Source organism: Streptomyces sp. 63XJN7_1_ISO-PGPR-S23-121 (genome assembly GCF_056173025.1).
This window is the reverse complement of sequence record NZ_CM149653.1, coordinates 5,869,966-5,885,932: the sequence shown is the minus strand read 5'-3', so window position 1 is coordinate 5,885,932 and position 15,967 is coordinate 5,869,966. Positions and strand designations below refer to the sequence as shown.

The window sequence follows — 15,967 nt, the reverse complement described above, 5'->3', positions numbered from 1 at the left end:
CCCATGGCAACGCTTGAAATCCGAGACCTGCACGTCACCGTCGAGGCCGACAACGCCACGAAGGAGATCCTCAAGGGCGTCGACCTCACCGTGAAGCAGGGCGAGACGCATGCCATCATGGGCCCCAACGGCTCCGGCAAGTCGACCCTCGCCTACTCGCTCGCGGGTCACCCCAAGTACACGATCACCGGCGGCACCGTCACCCTCGACGGCGAGGACGTCCTGGAGATGTCCGTCGACGAGCGCGCCCGTGCCGGCCTGTTCCTCGCCATGCAGTACCCGGTCGAGGTCCCCGGCGTCTCGGTCTCCAACTTCCTGCGCACCTCCGCCACCGCCGTCCGCGGCGAGGCCCCCAAGCTGCGCACCTGGGTGAAGGAGGTCAAGGAGGCCATGGAGCGCCTCAACATGGACCCCGCCTTCGCCGAGCGCAACGTCAACGAGGGCTTCTCCGGCGGTGAGAAGAAGCGCCACGAGATCCTCCAGCTCGAGCTGCTCAAGCCGAAGGTCGCGATCCTCGACGAGACCGACTCCGGCCTGGACGTCGACGCGCTGCGCGTCGTCTCCGAGGGTGTCAACCGCGTCCGCGAGACGGGCGAGGTCGGCACCCTGCTGATCACGCACTACACGCGCATCCTGCGCTACATCAAGCCCGACTACGTCCACGTCTTCTCGGCCGGCCGCATCGTCGAGTCCGGCGGCGCCGAACTCGCCGACAAGCTGGAGGAAGAGGGCTACGAGGCATACACGAAGGGTGGCGCATCCGCGTGACACAGCTGCCGGGCCTCCTCGACACCGAGGCGATCCGCAAGGACTTCCCGATCCTGGACCGAGTGCTCCACGACGGTAAGAAGCTCGTCTACCTCGACAACGCCGCGACCTCGCAGACCCCGCGCCAGGTCATCGACGTGCTCGACGAGTACTACGAGCAGCACAACGCCAACGTCCACCGTGGCGTGCACGTCCTCGCCGAGGAGGCCACGGCGCTGTACGAGGGCGCGCGTGACAAGGTCGCGGAGTTCATCAACGCACCGTCGCGCGACGAGGTGATCTTCACCAAGAACGCCTCGGAGTCCCTGAACCTCGTGGCGAACATGCTGGGCTGGGCCGACGAGCCCTACCGCGTGGACCACGAGACCGAGATCGTCATCACGGAGATGGAGCACCACTCCAACATCGTGCCGTGGCAGCTGCTCGCGCAGCGCACGGGCGCGAAGCTCCGCTGGTTCGGTCTCACGGACGACGGCCGCCTGGACCTCTCGAACATCGAGGAGGTCATCACGGAGAAGACCAAGATCGTCTCCTTCGTGCTGGTCTCCAACATCCTGGGCACCCAGAACCCGGTCGAGGCGATCGTGCGCCGCGCCCAGGAGGTCGGCGCCCTGGTGTGCGTCGACGCCTCCCAGGCCGCGCCGCACATGCCGCTGGACGTGCAGGCCCTCCAGGCCGACTTCGTGGCCTTCACCGGCCACAAGATGTGCGGCCCGACCGGCATCGGCGTCCTGTGGGGCCGCCAGGAGCTGCTGGAGGACCTCCCGCCGTTCCTCGGCGGCGGCGAGATGATCGAGACCGTCTCGATGCACTCCTCCACCTACGCCCCGGCGCCCCACAAGTTCGAGGCGGGCACGCCGCCGATCGCGCAGGCGGTCGGTCTCGGCGCGGCGATCGACTACCTCAACACGATCGGCATGGACAGGATTCTCGCCCACGAGCACGCGCTGACCGAGTACGCGGTCAAGCGGCTGCTGGAGGTCCCCGACCTGCGCATCATCGGCCCCACCACGGCCGAGGAGCGCGGCGCCGCGATCTCCTTCACCCTGGGCGACATCCACCCGCACGACGTGGGCCAGGTCCTGGACGAGCAGGGCATCGCGGTCCGGGTCGGCCACCACTGCGCGCGGCCGGTCTGCCTGCGGTACGGAATTCCTGCGACCACGCGAGCGTCGTTCTATCTGTACTCCACGCCGGGCGAGATCGACGCGCTGGTCGACGGCCTGGAGCACGTACGGAACTTCTTCGGCTGACGGGACGAGCGAATCGCATGAAGCTGGACTCCATGTACCAGGAAGTCATCCTGGACCACTACAAGCACCCGCACGGGCGTGGTCTGAGGGATGGCGACGCCGAGGTGCACCACGTCAACCCGACGTGCGGTGACGAGATCACGCTGCGCGTGAAGTACGACGGCACGACGATCAGCGACGTCTCGTACGAGGGGCAGGGCTGCTCGATCAGCCAGGCCTCCGCCTCCGTACTGAACGACCTGCTGGTCGGCAAGGACCTCGCGCAGGCGCAGAGGATCCAGGAGACCTTCCTGGAGCTGATGCAGTCCAAGGGCAGGATCGAGCCCGACGACGCCATGGAGGACGTCCTGGAGGACGCGGTCGCGTTCGCCGGGGTGTCGAAGTACCCGGCCCGGGTCAAGTGCGCCCTGCTGAGCTGGATGGCCTGGAAGGACGCGACGGCCCAGGCGCTGGGCGCCGACGCCGAGAAGGAGACGACGGCATGAGCGAGACCGTGGAGATGAAGCCGGCCTCGGAGGAGGAGCTCCGCGAGGCCCTGATGGACGTGGTCGACCCCGAGCTGGGCATCGACGTCGTCAACCTGGGCCTCATCTACGGCATCCACGTCGACGACGCGAACATCGCGACCGTCGACATGACCCTGACGTCGGCGGCGTGTCCGCTGACGGACGTGATCGAGGACCAGGCCAAGTCCGCCACGGACGGCCTCGTCAGCGAGCTGCGCATCAACTGGGTCTGGATGCCGCCGTGGGGCCCGGACAAGATCACGGACGACGGCCGCGAGCAGCTCAGGGCGCTCGGGTTCAACGTCTGAGACACACACTCGCGAGAACGGCGGCACCCACCGGGTGCCGCCGTTCTCCTGTCTGCGACGGCTCCGTTATGTACGCTCGTACACATGGGATACCTGCTCCTGGCCGGAGCCATCGCCGCCGAGGTCGCCGGGACCACCGCCATGAAGTACAGCGAGGGCTTCAGCCGGCTGGTGCCGTCGGTCCTCACCGCCCTCGGCTACCTGATCTCCTTCGCGCTGCTCGCGCAGACCCTGAAGACCCTCTCCGTCGGCACGGCGTACGCCATCTGGTCCGGGGTGGGCACGGCGGCCATCGCCACGATCGGGGTGGCGTTCCTGGGGGAGGGGGTGACGCTCACCAAGGCGGCCGGCATCGCGCTGATCATCGTCGGCGTGGTGGTGCTGAACCTGGGCGGGGCGCACTGATGGCACGGCGCTACGACCCCGAGCGCCGGCAGCGGATCATCGACGCGGCGATCCGGGTCGTCGGGGCGAAGGGCATCGCGGGGCTCAGCCATCGCGCGGTCGCCGCGGAGGCGGACGTGCCGCTCGGCTCCACGACGTACCACTTCGCGACCCTCGACGACCTCCTGGTCGCCGCCCTGCGGCAGGCCAACGAGGGCTTCGCCCGGGTCGTCGCCGCCCACCCGGCGCTGTCGGACCCCGCCGCGGACCTGGCCGCCGCGCTGGCCCGCGTCCTCGGCGAGTGGCTGGCCGGCGACCGTACGGGCGTGGAGCTGGAGTACGAGCTGTACCTGGCGGCCCTGCGCCGTCCGGCACTGCGTCCGGTCGCGGCGGAGTGGGCGGAGGAGGTCGGCGCCCTCCTCGCCGCCCGCACGGACCCGGTCACGGCGCGGGCGCTGGTGGCCGTGCTCGACGGTGTCTGCCTCCAGGTCCTGCTGACCGGTGCGCCGTACGACGAGGGGTACGTGCGGGTGGTGCTGGGGCGGGTGCTGGCCTGAACCGAGCGGTCGCTCCGGCCGCAGGCGTCTGCACCGGCCCGCCACCTGAGACGCCCCGTCGGTCGGTTCGCACCCGACGGCCCCGGCCGGTTAGGTTGCCCCCATGACCGACACGACTGCTCCCCGCACCACCGGCGCCGTGGCCGCCGGCCTTGCCACGGTCGCCGCCGACGGCACCGTCCTCGACACCTGGTTCCCCGCCCCCGAACTGTCCGCTGCGACTGCCGAGGGCCCCGGCCCGGCCGGCACCGAGCGGCTCTCCGCCGAGCAGGCCGCCCAGTTGCTCGGCGGCGGCGCGACCGCGGCGGTCGGTCCGGACGCCCGTCGCGGTGTCGAGGTGGTCGCGGTCCGCACGGTCATCGCCTCGCTCGACGACAAGCCGATCGACGCCCACGACGTCTACCTGCGCCTGCACCTGCTCTCGCACCGCCTGGTCAAGCCGCACGGCCAGAACCTCGAGGGCATCTTCGGCCACCTCGCCAACGTCGCCTGGACTTCGCTCGGACCGGTCGCCGTCGACGATGTCGAGAAGGTCCGCCTGAACGCCCGCGCCGAGGGCCTGCACCTCCAGGTCACCTCGATCGACAAGTTCCCCCGCATGACGGACTACGTCGCCCCCAAGGGCGTCCGCATCGCCGACGCCGACCGCGTCCGTCTCGGCGCTCACCTCTCCGAGGGCACCACCGTCATGCACGAGGGCTTCGTCAACTTCAACGCCGGCACGCTCGGCACGTCGATGGTCGAGGGCCGCATCTCCGCGGGCGTCGTCGTCGGCGACGGTTCGGACATCGGCGGCGGGGCCTCCACCATGGGCACGCTGTCCGGCGGCGGCAACGTGATCATCTCCATCGGCGAGCGCTGCCTGGTCGGCGCCGAGGCGGGCGTCGGCATCGCGCTCGGCGACGAGTGCGTGGTCGAGGCCGGCCTGTACGTCACCGCCGGCACCCGCGTCACCATGCCCGACGGCCAGATCGTCAAGGCCCGCGAACTCTCCGGCGCCTCGAACATCCTCTTCCGCCGCAACTCGGTCTCGGGCGCGGTCGAGGCCCGCCCGAACAACGCGGTCTGGGGCGGTCTGAACGACGTCCTCCACAGCCACAACTGACCGTCCCGAACGGTCGCCGCGTTTCCGAGTGCCCTTCCGGACGCCCCCCCCGCGGGCCCGTCCGGGAGGGCACTCGTCCGTTCGCGGGACCGGGCGGTCACGCCGGGAGCGGCGCGGCGTCGGCGGTCAGGTCGCCGTGGGCCGCCAGCAGCCGGGCGGTCGTCCCGGCGTCCGCGGGGCGCAGCGGTGTGCGGACCGGGCCCGCGGGCAGGCCCAGCGCGTTCAGGAGGGCCTTGGCGGTGACCGTGCCGGGCAGGTCCGAGGCCGTCATCAGTTCGGTGAGGGCGATCGTCCGCCGCTGGAGCCGGGCCGCCTCCCGGACGTCGCCCGCGTCGAAGGCGTCCAGAACGTTCCGGAACGCTTCCGGCGCGACGTTCGCGACGGTGCTGACGCAGCCGGCGGCGCCGATCGCGTACAGGGCGAGGACCTGCTCGTCGCAGCCCGCGTAGTACGCCAGGCCGGTGCGGGAGAGCACCTTCTGGGTGCCGAGCAGGTCGTAGGAGCAGTCCTTGACGGCCACGACGCGCAGGCCGTCCGCGCCGGCCTTCTCGGCGGCCCGCGCCAGCTCCACCGTGTGCCGGGTGTCGGCGGTGCCCACCCCGGCGACCAGCGCCGCCCGGTCCCCGACCGCCTCGCGCACCGCCGTGACCAGCGCCGCCTTCTCCGCGTCCGTGGTGGTCGGCGACTCGCCCGTCGTGCCGGACAGCACCAGGCCGTCGCAGCCCCGGGACACCAGCCGGTCCGCGAGCCGCTGCGCGCCGTCGAGGTCGAGCGCGCCCGCCTCGGTGAAGGGCGTGACCATGGCGCACAGGACGCGGCCGAAGGGGCGGGCAGGGGCTGCGGGCGGCGGGTGGGTCTCCGCCGTCGTCTCTGTCGTCATGCGGGTAGTCTCGGCCCCCGAACGGTGCAGTTCTACTTAAATTTTCTACGCGGTATCGGTAAGAAATGCTGATCGTTTGAGCCTCGGGGTAGTGCCCGTCCGCCGGGGGTACCCGGAAGCCTCCGAACCGAGAGGAGGCGAATACCGTGACCGGGACCTTGCACACCAGGCCAGTGCACGACGAGCACCACTCCGTGGGCGAACTCGTCGGTCAGGCCACCGAACAGCTCTCCCGGCTCGTGCGCCAGGAAGTGGCCCTTGCCAAGGAGGAGCTCGCCGCGAAGGGCAAGCGCGTCGGACGCGGCGGCGGAATGCTCGGTGCCGCGGGCGCCATCGCCTACGTGGGCCTGTTCGCCCTGGCCGGGACGGCCACCGCCGCACTCTCGCTGGTGCTGCCGGTCTGGGCCGCGGCGCTCATCGTGACGGCGGTGCTCTTCGTGATCGCGGGCGTCCTGGCCATGCTCGGCCGTGCCCAGCTCCGCCGTGCCACACCCCCCACGCCCGAGCAGACCATCGGCAGCGTGAAGGCCGACGTGGACGAGATCAGGGAAAGGGCGCATCGATGACCGACGCGACGAGCGGAGACGGCGCGAGGACCGGCTCCACCGCGCAGCCGACCGGCGGTGCCAAGGGGCCCGACGAGCTGCGACGGCAGATCGAACTGACCCGCAGCCAGCTCGGCGACACCGTCGAGGAGCTGGCGGGGAAGGCGGACGTGAAGGGCCGCGCCAAGGCCCGGGCCGCCGACCTCAGGGACAAGGCGGGAGCCCTGACCGTGCAGCTGCGCAGCTCGGCCGCGCAGGCCGGTCACACCGCGCACGACAGGGCGAGCCGCGCCGGTCACACCGTGCACGACAAGGCGGGCAGCGCCGGGGACACCGCCCGCTACGAGGCCCGGCAACGGGTGCCCGAGCGGGTGCGCGGCGTGGTCCGGGCCGGTATGCGGCATCCGCGTCCGCTGCTCGTCGCCGGAACTGCGGCCGGCGCGGCGGTCGCGGCGGGTGTGCTGCGGCGCCGGCGGCACGGGCACTGCTGACCCGGCACGGCCGACCGGGCACCGCAGGATCCGGAGGCGGCGCGACGAGGGGTTCCGGCGACGGGCCCCTCGTCGTCGTTGTGCGGCGGCGGCATCCCGCACTTGACCTCGACCATGGTCGAGGTCGGAGGGTGGTGCGTGCACCCGACGACCACCGACCCGTGGAGGCCGGCATGACCCGCCGTACCGACGCCCACCCCGAACTCGAACGCCCCGACGTGCGGGCCCCCTTCTTCAGTACCTGGCGTGTCGGCACCCCCGAGCGGCAGCGGGAGACCGTCGACGCCATCGCCCGCACCTGGGAGCGCCGCCCCTGGCCCGCCGACGGCCTGCTGGGCTACCACGTCTACACCGGCCACGACGGCAGCACGCTGCTGCATCACTCGCAGTGGGCGAGCGAGCAGGCGTACGAGGCCTTCGTCAAGACGCACCGGCAGGAGCGCGTCGACGAGATCGACACCGCCGTGCCGGGCATCGAACGCCTGCGGCTCGGCCGGTACCGGCGCTACCGCAGTGGCACCCGGGCCGGCGGGACGGCGCCCGTCCCGGGCTGCATCGTCGTCGTCGACATCGAGTTCGAAGGGCCCGACCCCGAGCGGCAACGTGCCTGGGTGGACGCGGTCTTCGAGGCCCTGGACAGCGAGCCGAAGCCCGCCCCCGGCGGCATCTCCGCCCACTTCCACCTCAGCACCGACGGCACCCGGGTCCTCAACTACGCCGAGTGGGAGAGCGCCCGGGCCCACATCGACGCCCTCGCCGCCCCCGGCGACGGCGTCGGTTCGGCGACACCCCAGTGGGAGCGGGTGCAGAACTGGCCGGGCCTGAAGGGCAGCACGGTCGACCGCTACGACCACGCCCTCGGCCTGGTGCCCTGAACCCGCCCCCGCGCGCGAACCCGGGATGCCAGGACGCCGGCTACGGACGGAACCGCAGCACCTGCGGGTCGTGGTCGCTGATCTGGTCGGGGAACTCGGCGTTGACGTGCACGCTGTCGTAGGACAGGTGCCCGCCGCGCCGGATCGACGGGCTGACCAGTATCTGGTCGAGGACCTGGCTGTTGCCCTGGTAGACGTACGAGTAACGCTCGCTCGGCGGCAGCGACTTGACCGCCGACCACAACGCGCCGCCGTCCTCCAGTATCTTCGCCGTCCCGGAGAACTCGACGTCGTTGATGTCACCGAGGGCGATGACGTCCGCGTTCTTCTGGGCGGAGAGGATCTCCTTGACGAAGGTGTTCACGGCCTTCGCCTGGAGGTGGCGCTGGGTCTCCGAGCTGCGCGCCGGCGGCTGGTACCGCGCGGTCAGGCCCTGGTCGCCGCCCTTGGAGTTGAAGTGGTTGGCGATGACGAAGACCGTCCGGCCGCGGAAGACGAACTCGCCGGCCAGCGGCTTGCGGCTGTTCTCCCAGGCCGGGTTCGCCGGGTCGACACGGCCGGGGGAGTGCGTGAGCACCGCCTTGCCGCGCACCTTCGCCACCCCGGTCGCGGTGGCCGCGTCACCGGCCTCGCGGTCGGTGAAGGAGACCCGCCGCGGGTTGAACAGGAACGCCTGGCGGATGTTGCCGCCGGGCTCGCCGCCGTCCGCCTTGTCGACCGGGTCGACGCCCCGCCACTCGTAGCGCGGGCCGCCCGCCGCGACGATCGCGTCGATCAGCCTGCCGACCGTCACGTCGGCGGCCACGGTGCCGTCGTCCTCGGCGCCGTTGTTGTCCTGGATCTCCTCCAGGGACACGATGTCGGGCGACTTCAGGCGGTGCACGATCGCGTCGGCGTGCGCGGCGAAGGTGTCGTCGGACGGGTCGAGGTTCTCGACGTTGTACGTCGCCACCGCCAGCTCGTGGCCGCTCTGCGCACGCGTCGACTCGCGCTCGGTGCCGCCGCCCTCCAGGGCGCCGATCTCGCTCGCGACCAGCGTGTAGCCGCCGAACTGGTTGTAGTCCAGGGGGCCCGCGGTCGTGCCGGCGAGCGTGTCGCCCACGGTCGCGGCGGGGAAGTCGGCCGGCTTGCCCAGGGACTGGATCTGGAGCCGGCCGGTGTTCTGGGAGGCGTATGAGCCGTAGACCGTGCCGCCGCGGCGGTTGGCGTTCTCCCACGGCTTCACCGTGACCCACAGCTCGGTGTACGGGTCGGAGGCGCCGACCACGCGGGCGTCGGCGACCCGGACGTTCATGCCCTCGAGGGACTCGTAGTAGTCCAGGGCGTACTCCGCCGGGCGCAGCGGCAGGGCGTCGACCGAGCCGTTCGCGGCCGGGTCGCCGGCGGGGGCGTAGGCGCGCGGCACGGACCGGGCGGAGACGGTCGTCGCGGCCGGCACCGGGTTGCCGCCGGAGAGGACCGTGAACGTCGTCCGGGTGATCTCGGTCAGCGACTGGTTGCCGGACGAGGCGCCGCCCGGGACGTACTCCGAGACCGTGCCGGAGACGGTGACCGCGTCACCGACGGCGACCTTCGGCGTGGAGCTCGTGAAGACGAAGACGCCCTCGCTGGTGGCCGGATCCGCGTCCGGGTCCGGGTCCTGCATCCAGAAGCCCTTGGACGAGCCGTAGCCCCGGACGCCGGTGACGATTCCGGTCACGTCCGCGACCTGCCGGCCGGCGTACGGCGACAGCCGGGTCGTGCCCTGGATGTCGTGGATGCGCACCGACTCGGCGTGCGCGGGCGAGGTGAGGACGACGGTGGACGCCGCCGAGCAGACGGCGGCGACGGTGAGCGCGGCGAGGCGCGCGGAGGACTTGCTGGCCAACGGGATCCCTCCGGGGACGTGACGGAGCGCCGGGACGAGGGTGGGACGCGAGGGGCCACGGGGCCGTACGAGGCCCTGAGTGAACACTTGTCCCCCCGTTTTCTACGCGCGTCAATCTCCTGCCTGCCCGGGCCGGTTGTCAAGGTTTCGGCCATGTACGGCACCCGACGGGGAGATGAACCGGGCGGCATGGGTGGAAACCCGTCTAGGCTGAGCGGCTGAGCCGTACGGCGGTGAGGATGGCCGTACGGCGGTCGAGGCGCGCGAGGAGAAACAGCCGATGTCAGACAGCTCCACCCTGCCGCCCGCACGGCTGCGTCCCGAAGCGGAGCTGGCCCGCGACGCGCTGTCGACGCCGGTGCTCTCCCGGGCCGCCCGGCTCGCCCGCTGGGCAGGGCCGGACACCCGGGTCGACGCCGGCGGCGGGCTCGTCGAGGAACAGCTGCCCGCGGCGGCCGAGGTGCTCGGGCTGACCGGGGACGACGCCGCGGCGTACGCGAGCGAGGCGTGGCGGATCGCGGTGGACACCGGGCTGGTGGAGATCACCGACGAGGAGGAGGGCACCGTCACGACGGGCGAGGACCTCGCCCTGCTCACCGGCGGCTCCCCGCAGGACGTGCTGGGCGTGTGGCTCACCGCCCTGGAGACCGTGCTCGCCGACGCGAGCGTGCCCGACCTGGACGACCTGGTCGACGCGATGGCCGAGGGCGGCGAGGTCGACCTGTCGTCCCTCGGCTGGGACCCGGAGGCCGAGGCGGAGTTCCTCGACGGCGTGCTGGGCAACCTGTACCTGCTCACCGTCGGCGAGGACGGGCCCGACGGCTCCCCGGTGCCGCTGCCCGCGCTGGCCGCGTCCGTGATCGTGCCCAGCGACACGGGCGAGCCCACCAACGACATGCTGGAGCAGGTTTCCGACGCGATGATGCGGCTGGACGACCAGTTCCGGCTGCTGGAGCCCGTCGGTCTCGTCACGTACCGCCCGGTGGACGAGGCGCTGATGGCCGACGCGGACGAGGAGCCGGCGGCGCCCGTCGACGAGACCGACGTCGCCCGCTACGGCATGGTCGGGCTCACCCCGCTCGGACTGTACGCACTGCGCACCCGGCTGCTGGAGGCCGGTTTCGAGGCGCCGGCCGTCGGCGACCTCGCCGACAAGGGCGCCGACGCGCTGCTGGACGGCACGGCGTCCTTCCCGCCCGTGTCGGCCCACGCCGAGACCGAGCTGTGGCTGGCCCACCGCGAACCGCTTGCCGCGGCGCGCGAACTGCTGGCCGCCGCCCGCGGCTCGGACGCCGGCGCGCCCCTGCGCCGGCTGCGCTGCCAGCAGGCGCTTTCCCTGGTCGGCGCCGGCGCCGAGCCCGCGCTGCGCGAGGTCCTCGACGACGCGGAACTCGGCGGACTGGCCCGGGTCTGGCTGACCGAGCACGGGGCGCGGGACGTGCCCGCACCGCCGCAGGAGATGGTCTTCTGGCTGACCATCGACACCGTGGCCGCGCAGCTCGCCGCCGAGGGCAACTCCGAGGAACTGCAGGCCCTCGTGGAGGGCCTGGCCAGGCAGCACAGCGGGTTCTTCGACACGGCCTGGCGGGTCGGGCACCCGGCCACGGCGGACGTCCTGGAGGCGATGGGGCGGCTGCACCCCGACAAGAAGGTGGCCAAGGAGGCGCGGAAGGCGGCGTTCAAGGCGAGGTCGCAGCACGGGGGCTGAGCGTGCGTGGGTGACCGGGGTGTCCCGGAGCCCCTGGTCCGGCGGACCGGCGGGCGGGTGACGCGGCCCGGCGCCCGCGGGGTGCCTCCCCCACTCTCGGCTTCGCTCGAGCGGGGGACCCCCACCGCCCGCCCGTGCCGCCCCGGGCGGCACGGGTGCCCGCGGTCGCGAGGGCTCGCTCCGTACGCCCCGTGCGGATTCACGCAAGTGGGCAGGGTGCGGCCTCGCTCAGTTCAACTGCTGTTCAGACGTGGGCGACAACGTGACGCCGAACCGAGGTCCGCCACCCTCCACGGCACGCTCATCGTCACAGGAGACACCATGTCGCTCACCCGCAGGGACTTCGCCAGTCGATCCGCTCTCACCGGAGCCGGAGTCGTACTGGCGGGCAGCGTCGGCGCCCTCGCCACCGCCCCGCAGGCCCTCGCGTCCACCGACACCGAGAGCGCCGGGGACGCGCACGGCCACGGCCACGGCGGAGTCGGCTACGGACCGCTGGTCCCCGACCCGGACGGCATCCTCGCCCTGCCCGCCGGCTTCCGGTACGAGATCGTCACCTACTGCGGCCGGACCAAGCTGGAGACGGGCGAGTACACCCCCTCCAACCACGACGGCACCGCCACCTTCGAGGGCCCGCGCGGCACCACCCTCCTCGTCAACAACCACGAACTCGGCGGCCACCGCGACGGCTGGCCCCACCCCGTGCCGCTCACCGAGGGCCTGGTCTACGACCCCGCCGCCGCCGGCGGCTGCACGGTCGTCGAGGTCCGCCGCGGCGGCCACGTCGCCGAGTGGGTCGGCATCGCCGGTACCGCCACCAACTGCGCCGGTGGCAGCACCCCGTGGGGCACCTGGTTGACCTGCGAGGAGACCGAGGACAAGGCCGGCAGGAACGGCATGACCAAGGACCACGGCTACGTCTTCGAGGTCGACCCCGAGGACCGGCGCGCCAACCGCGACCCCAAGCCGGTCAAGGCCCTCGGCCGCTACGCCCACGAGGCCGTCGTCGTCGACCCCAAGCGCGGCCACCTCTACCTCACCGAGGACGCCTCCGGCCCCAACGGCCTGTTCTACCGCTGGACCCCGCCGCAGGGCTTCCGGCACGGCCGGGGCCGGCTGCGCACCCTCGCCGACGACGCCGGTGTCCTCGAGGCGTTCAAGTGCTTCGACTCCGGCGGCAAGTTCGTCGACGACCTCTCCCGTGCCACGAAGACCGGCACCGTCTACGGCGTCGACTGGGTCGAGGTCCCCGACCGTGACGCGAGGACCACCTCCGTGCGCAAGCAGTTCACCACCGGCCAGGTCACCCGCGCCCGCAAGCTGGAGGGCATGTGGTGGGCCGACGGCGGCGCCTACGTCGTCTCCTCCTTCGCCCGCGACGAGAGCCCCGGCCGGCCGCACGACGGCCAGGTCTGGTTCTACGACCCCAAGCGCCGCACCCTCACCCTGAAGGTCCTCCTCGGCGTCAACCCCGACTCCTCCGCGTACGGCGCCTTCGACGGCCCCGACAACATCACCGTCTCGCCGTACGGCGGCCTCGTCATCGCCGAGGACGGCGACGGCGTCCAGCACCTGTTCGGCGCCACCGACAGCGGCCGCACCTATCCCATCGCCCGCAACGAGCTGAACATCGGGTCCGAGGAGGAGCCCGAGTACAGCGAGTTCACCGGCGTCACCTTCTCGCCCGACGGCCGCACCCTGTACGCCAACATCCAGACCCCCGGCATCATGCTCGCCATCACCGGGCCGTGGAAGCGGCAGAAGCACCAGAAGCGCCAGTAATACCTTTCATCCCTCGGACGAGTGGTCCATTCGAGTCGGGTCACGACAGTTCCCCTTGTCGAAATAACGTTCCCGTGTCGTGTGCACGGTTGATCGGCAAGGGGAGGGCGATGGAACGGGTGTGGCGACAGGGGCACTCCGTCGCGGCCGTGTCGTGCGAACGGCTCCCGGCCAGGAATGGGTGACGCAACGCCGACGCGGTCGCCAGGCATGGGAATGGAAGCGCTCAGACACCCTTGTGCCTGGCGACCGGATCCCGATCGCGTTGACGGCCGGTCGTTTCGGGAGCCAGGGAAACTCGGACGAGGGCTACTTCGTGGGCGCCATGCTCGGTGATGGTGGAATGACGTCCTGTACCCCCGAATTCCATGGTGACCCCGCGGACGGTGCGGTGTCGTTCATGCGTGGCCTGGCTGCGGAGTACGGGTGCGGTGTGCGTGAGATGCCCACGGGGAGCATCGTGCGTTTGAGATTCCCGTACCTTTCAGGACGGCGCAATCCTATGACTCAATGCCTCAGGCGTTTCGGCGTATGGGGTCAAAGCTGTGCGGAGAAGCACCTGCCTGACGAGCTGTTCAGTCGTGACTTCTGGATCGGGTGCGTCTCCGGGCTGATCGACACGGACGGCCACGTGCGCGAAAGGCGCAATCCCAAGGGCACGGTGCACGGCTCGGTCGAGTACGCCACCGTCTCATCAGTACTGGCGAGGCAGGTAGCCGATGCCCTTCTGCGGCTGGGCGTCACCAGTAGGCACCGCGTGATCGAAAGGCGCTCCGAGACCGCACACTGGGTCAACGGCTACCGCATCAAGGGACGGCTTCCGATCCACATCGTTGACGCTTCTCGCGCCACGGCGGTGGTGCGTCTTGCGAACCTTCTGCATCTTCGTATCGGGTACAAGGCGACCAGGCTCGGGGGTATCGCGCAGGCGGTTGGTCATGTCGAGCCTGCTCGAAGTGACATGCACGGATACGACGAGAGCGTCGCCTTGGACAGAGTCGCGAACGTCGAACCGGCAGGCAGGAAACGCGTTCTCCGAGTACAACGCGCGACGGTCGGCAACGGCGGCCGTGGGTACCTCAGATAGGCTGGACGGAAGAATACCGCCGGGCAGGAGACGGGGATGACGCAGGTCAGGCCCATGCGTGCGGATGCCCGGCGCAATCGCGAGCGGCTGCTCGCGGTGGCGGCGGAGGCCTTCGCCGAACGTGGTGAGGGCGCCTCGCTGGACGACATCGCCAAGCGCGCGGGCGTCGGCGTCGGCACCCTGTACCGGCACTTCCCGACGCGCCGGGCGCTGCTGGAGGCCGCCTACCTGGAGCGCATCGAGGCGATCGCCGCCCGCGCCGACACGATCGCGGCCGGACGGCCGGCGGGCGAGGCGCTCGTCGCGTGGCTCGGCGAACTCGCCGCCGGAATGCTCCAGGTGCGCGGACTGAAGGCACTGCTGGGCACGGCCGTCACCGGCGCCGCGATGGGCGCGGTGTGCGGCGACTGCGTGCGGGGCGCGGCGACGCGGCTGGTCCGGGCGGCGCAGGACGAGGGCGCGCTGCGTCGGGACGTCGAACCGGTCGAGGTGCTGCGGCTCGTGCACGGGGTGGTGACGGCGTCCGAGATGGCCGGTGCGGAGGACGGGACCTCCGTACGGCGGTATCTGTCGCTGGTGGTGGACGGCCTGCGGGCGTAGGGCCGCGCCGGGGGACCCGGGGGCGGCCCTGGGCCCGGCCCCCTACAGCGCCTGGCTCGCCGGCTTCACCATGCCTCGCACCGTGCGGGACTTCACGAAGTCGCCCATGGCGGTCATCTCCCACTCGCCGGAGAACTGGCGGATCAGCTTCGCCATCATCACGCCGGTCTGCGGCTCCGCGCCGGTGAGGTCGAAGCGGACCAGTTCCTCGCCGGTGGTGGTGTCCAGGAGGCGGCAGTAGGCCTTGGCGACCTCCGTGAACTTCTGGCCGGAGAAGGAGTTGACGGTGAAGACCAGTCCGGTGACGTCCATGGGGAGCCGGCCGAGGTCGACGGTGATCGTCTCGTCGTCCCCGCCGCCCTCGCCGGTGAGATTGTCGCCGGAGTGGCGGATGGCGCCGCCCACGATCTGGAGCTTGCCGAAGTAGCAGCTGTCGACGTGGTTGCGCTGCGGGCCGTAGGCGATGACCGAGGCGTCCAGGTCGATGTCCTTGCCGCGGTAGGCCGGCTCCCAGCCGAGGCCCATCGTGACCTGGGACAGCAGCGGGCGGCCGCCCTTCATCAGGGAGACGGTCTGGTTCTTCTGGAGGCTGACCCGGCCCTTGTCCAGGTTGATCTTCCCGGTGCCGGGGGCGGGCGCGGGCGGCGCGGCCGGCGGAGCGGCGGGCATCGTCGGCGCGGCGGCGGGCGGGGCCGGCGGCGGGGTGACCGCCTGCGGCGCGGCCGGCTGGGCGGGCGCCGCCGGCTCCTCCACCGTGACGCCGAAGTCGGTGGCGATGCCCGCGAGGCCGTTCGCGTACCCCTGGCCGACGGCGCGGGCCTTCCAGGCGCCGTTGCGCAGGTAGACCTCCACGATGACGAGCGCCGTCTCGCTGCCGAGCTGCGGGGGCGTGAAGGTGGCGAGGACGGAGTTGTCGTCCGCGTTGCGGACGGTGGCGGTCGGTTCGATGCCCTGGAAGGTCTGTCCGGCGGCGTCCGGGCTTGCGGTGACGACGATCTTCTCGATGCCGGGCGGGACGGCGGTGGTGTCGACCGTGATCGCGTCCGGGGCGGTGCCGCCGCCGGAGCGGTAGGTCACGCCCGGGCCGGTGGGCTGGTTGTAGAAGATGAAGTCGTCGTCTGAGCGCACCTTGCCGTCGGCGGTGAGCAGCAGGCCCGATACGTCGAGCCGCACGGGCGCGGCGACGTCCACCGTCACGCGGGCGGCGGAGAGGGGGATGTTCGAGCCGGGGGTCATAGCTGTCATGCCGGG

Annotated in this window: 17 protein-coding genes; 14 read left to right on the top strand and 3 right to left on the bottom strand. The window is 71.8% G+C overall.

What is annotated here, in order from left to right:
• The first annotated feature begins 3 nt into the window (after positions 1-3).
• The 7 genes from sufC to dapD all read left to right on the top strand — a co-directional run bounded on the left by sufC (position 4) and on the right by dapD (position 4,881).
• The gene (sufC, locus tag AC0VYN_RS26305) at positions 4-768 is read left to right on the top strand and encodes a Fe-S cluster assembly ATPase SufC (protein ID WP_350721656.1); all 765 of its coding nucleotides are present in this window, start codon (positions 4-6) and stop codon (positions 766-768) included.
• Complete coding sequence (locus AC0VYN_RS26300; protein ID WP_385465140.1) at positions 765-2,021, top strand: cysteine desulfurase; 1,257 nt, start codon at positions 765-767, stop codon at positions 2,019-2,021. The genes sufC and AC0VYN_RS26300 overlap by 4 nt, the downstream gene beginning before the upstream one ends.
• 17 nt (positions 2,022-2,038) lie before the next feature.
• On the top strand, positions 2,039-2,506 hold the full coding sequence (sufU, locus tag AC0VYN_RS26295) for a Fe-S cluster assembly sulfur transfer protein SufU (RefSeq protein WP_385465143.1): 468 nt from the start codon (positions 2,039-2,041) through the stop codon (positions 2,504-2,506).
• Positions 2,503-2,835, top strand: coding sequence for a metal-sulfur cluster assembly factor (locus AC0VYN_RS26290; protein ID WP_030403776.1), 333 nt, complete (start codon positions 2,503-2,505; stop codon positions 2,833-2,835). The genes sufU and AC0VYN_RS26290 overlap by 4 nt, the downstream gene beginning before the upstream one ends.
• Before the next feature lie 84 nt (positions 2,836-2,919).
• Positions 2,920-3,240: a DMT family transporter gene (locus AC0VYN_RS26285; RefSeq protein WP_475532959.1), complete on the top strand. Its 321-nt coding sequence runs from the start codon at positions 2,920-2,922 to the stop codon at positions 3,238-3,240.
• Positions 3,240-3,776: a TetR/AcrR family transcriptional regulator gene (locus tag AC0VYN_RS26280; protein ID WP_475532958.1), complete on the top strand. Its 537-nt coding sequence runs from the start codon at positions 3,240-3,242 to the stop codon at positions 3,774-3,776. The genes AC0VYN_RS26285 and AC0VYN_RS26280 overlap by 1 nt, the downstream gene beginning before the upstream one ends.
• A gap of 103 nt (positions 3,777-3,879) precedes the next feature.
• On the top strand, positions 3,880-4,881 hold the full coding sequence (gene dapD / locus AC0VYN_RS26275; RefSeq protein WP_385465152.1) for a 2,3,4,5-tetrahydropyridine-2,6-dicarboxylate N-succinyltransferase: 1,002 nt from the start codon (positions 3,880-3,882) through the stop codon (positions 4,879-4,881).
• A gap of 97 nt (positions 4,882-4,978) precedes the next feature.
• Here dapD and AC0VYN_RS26270 read toward each other — a convergent pair whose 3' ends face one another.
• Complete coding sequence (locus tag AC0VYN_RS26270; protein WP_475532957.1) at positions 4,979-5,761, bottom strand: dihydrodipicolinate synthase family protein; 783 nt, start codon at positions 5,759-5,761, stop codon at positions 4,979-4,981.
• Between the two features lie 146 nt (positions 5,762-5,907).
• Between AC0VYN_RS26270 and AC0VYN_RS26265 the strand changes: the two genes are divergently transcribed.
• The 3 genes from AC0VYN_RS26265 to AC0VYN_RS26255 all read left to right on the top strand — a co-directional run bounded on the left by AC0VYN_RS26265 (position 5,908) and on the right by AC0VYN_RS26255 (position 7,672).
• Positions 5,908-6,327, top strand: coding sequence for a phage holin family protein (locus AC0VYN_RS26265; RefSeq protein WP_475532956.1), 420 nt, complete (start codon positions 5,908-5,910; stop codon positions 6,325-6,327).
• The gene (locus AC0VYN_RS26260; protein WP_475532955.1) at positions 6,324-6,797 is read left to right on the top strand and encodes a DUF3618 domain-containing protein; all 474 of its coding nucleotides are present in this window, start codon (positions 6,324-6,326) and stop codon (positions 6,795-6,797) included. The genes AC0VYN_RS26265 and AC0VYN_RS26260 overlap by 4 nt, the downstream gene beginning before the upstream one ends.
• 173 nt (positions 6,798-6,970) lie before the next feature.
• Positions 6,971-7,672, top strand: a complete 702-nt coding sequence (locus AC0VYN_RS26255; RefSeq protein WP_475532954.1) for an antibiotic biosynthesis monooxygenase — start codon at positions 6,971-6,973, stop codon at positions 7,670-7,672.
• A 40-nt stretch (positions 7,673-7,712) separates the two neighbouring features.
• On the opposite strand, the gene AC0VYN_RS26250 is transcribed toward AC0VYN_RS26255, so the two are convergent.
• Positions 7,713-9,539: an endonuclease/exonuclease/phosphatase family protein gene (locus AC0VYN_RS26250; RefSeq protein ID WP_475532953.1), complete on the bottom strand. Its 1,827-nt coding sequence runs from the start codon at positions 9,537-9,539 to the stop codon at positions 7,713-7,715.
• 280 nt (positions 9,540-9,819) lie between these two features.
• On the opposite strand from AC0VYN_RS26250, the gene AC0VYN_RS26245 reads away from it, so the two are divergent.
• The 4 genes from AC0VYN_RS26245 to AC0VYN_RS26230 all read left to right on the top strand — a co-directional run bounded on the left by AC0VYN_RS26245 (position 9,820) and on the right by AC0VYN_RS26230 (position 14,716).
• Complete coding sequence (locus AC0VYN_RS26245; protein ID WP_475532952.1) at positions 9,820-11,247, top strand: hypothetical protein; 1,428 nt, start codon at positions 9,820-9,822, stop codon at positions 11,245-11,247.
• Between the two features lie 321 nt (positions 11,248-11,568).
• Positions 11,569-13,029 carry an alkaline phosphatase PhoX gene (locus AC0VYN_RS26240; protein WP_475532951.1) on the top strand — a complete coding sequence of 487 codons (1,461 nt, stop codon included), beginning with the start codon at positions 11,569-11,571 and terminating at the stop codon, positions 13,027-13,029.
• A 325-nt stretch (positions 13,030-13,354) separates the two neighbouring features.
• Positions 13,355-14,116, top strand: coding sequence for an LAGLIDADG family homing endonuclease (locus AC0VYN_RS26235; RefSeq protein WP_475536993.1), 762 nt, complete (start codon positions 13,355-13,357; stop codon positions 14,114-14,116).
• Positions 14,117-14,152: 36 nt separating this feature from the next.
• Positions 14,153-14,716 (top strand): TetR/AcrR family transcriptional regulator, encoded by a 564-nt coding sequence (locus tag AC0VYN_RS26230; protein WP_451690063.1) that lies wholly within the window; start codon positions 14,153-14,155, stop codon positions 14,714-14,716.
• A 42-nt stretch (positions 14,717-14,758) separates the two neighbouring features.
• Here AC0VYN_RS26230 and AC0VYN_RS26225 read toward each other — a convergent pair whose 3' ends face one another.
• Positions 14,759-15,952, bottom strand: coding sequence for a TerD family protein (locus AC0VYN_RS26225; protein ID WP_475536992.1), 1,194 nt, complete (start codon positions 15,950-15,952; stop codon positions 14,759-14,761).
• Positions 15,953-15,967 lie beyond the last annotated feature (15 nt).

Bases quoted from the DNA above. Each gene is read 5' to 3' on its own strand.
- AC0VYN_RS26245 (WP_475532952.1), top strand. From the start codon at position 9,820: ATGTCAGACAGCTCCACCCTGCCGCCCGCACGGCTGCGTCCCGAAGCG.
- AC0VYN_RS26225 (WP_475536992.1), bottom strand. From the start codon at position 15,952: ATGACCCCCGGCTCGAACATCCCCCTCTCCGCCGCCCGCGTGACGGTG.
- AC0VYN_RS26260 (WP_475532955.1), top strand. From the start codon at position 6,324: ATGACCGACGCGACGAGCGGAGACGGCGCGAGGACCGGCTCCACCGCG.
- sufC (WP_350721656.1), top strand. From the start codon at position 4: ATGGCAACGCTTGAAATCCGAGACCTGCACGTCACCGTCGAGGCCGAC.
- AC0VYN_RS26240 (WP_475532951.1), top strand. From the start codon at position 11,569: ATGTCGCTCACCCGCAGGGACTTCGCCAGTCGATCCGCTCTCACCGGA.
- AC0VYN_RS26290 (WP_030403776.1), top strand. From the start codon at position 2,503: ATGAGCGAGACCGTGGAGATGAAGCCGGCCTCGGAGGAGGAGCTCCGC.
- AC0VYN_RS26235 (WP_475536993.1), top strand. From the start codon at position 13,355: ATGCTCGGTGATGGTGGAATGACGTCCTGTACCCCCGAATTCCATGGT.
- sufU (WP_385465143.1), top strand. From the start codon at position 2,039: ATGAAGCTGGACTCCATGTACCAGGAAGTCATCCTGGACCACTACAAG.
- AC0VYN_RS26270 (WP_475532957.1), bottom strand. From the start codon at position 5,761: ATGACGACAGAGACGACGGCGGAGACCCACCCGCCGCCCGCAGCCCCT.
- AC0VYN_RS26285 (WP_475532959.1), top strand. From the start codon at position 2,920: ATGGGATACCTGCTCCTGGCCGGAGCCATCGCCGCCGAGGTCGCCGGG.
- dapD (WP_385465152.1), top strand. From the start codon at position 3,880: ATGACCGACACGACTGCTCCCCGCACCACCGGCGCCGTGGCCGCCGGC.
- AC0VYN_RS26280 (WP_475532958.1), top strand. From the start codon at position 3,240: ATGGCACGGCGCTACGACCCCGAGCGCCGGCAGCGGATCATCGACGCG.
- AC0VYN_RS26255 (WP_475532954.1), top strand. From the start codon at position 6,971: ATGACCCGCCGTACCGACGCCCACCCCGAACTCGAACGCCCCGACGTG.
- AC0VYN_RS26230 (WP_451690063.1), top strand. From the start codon at position 14,153: ATGACGCAGGTCAGGCCCATGCGTGCGGATGCCCGGCGCAATCGCGAG.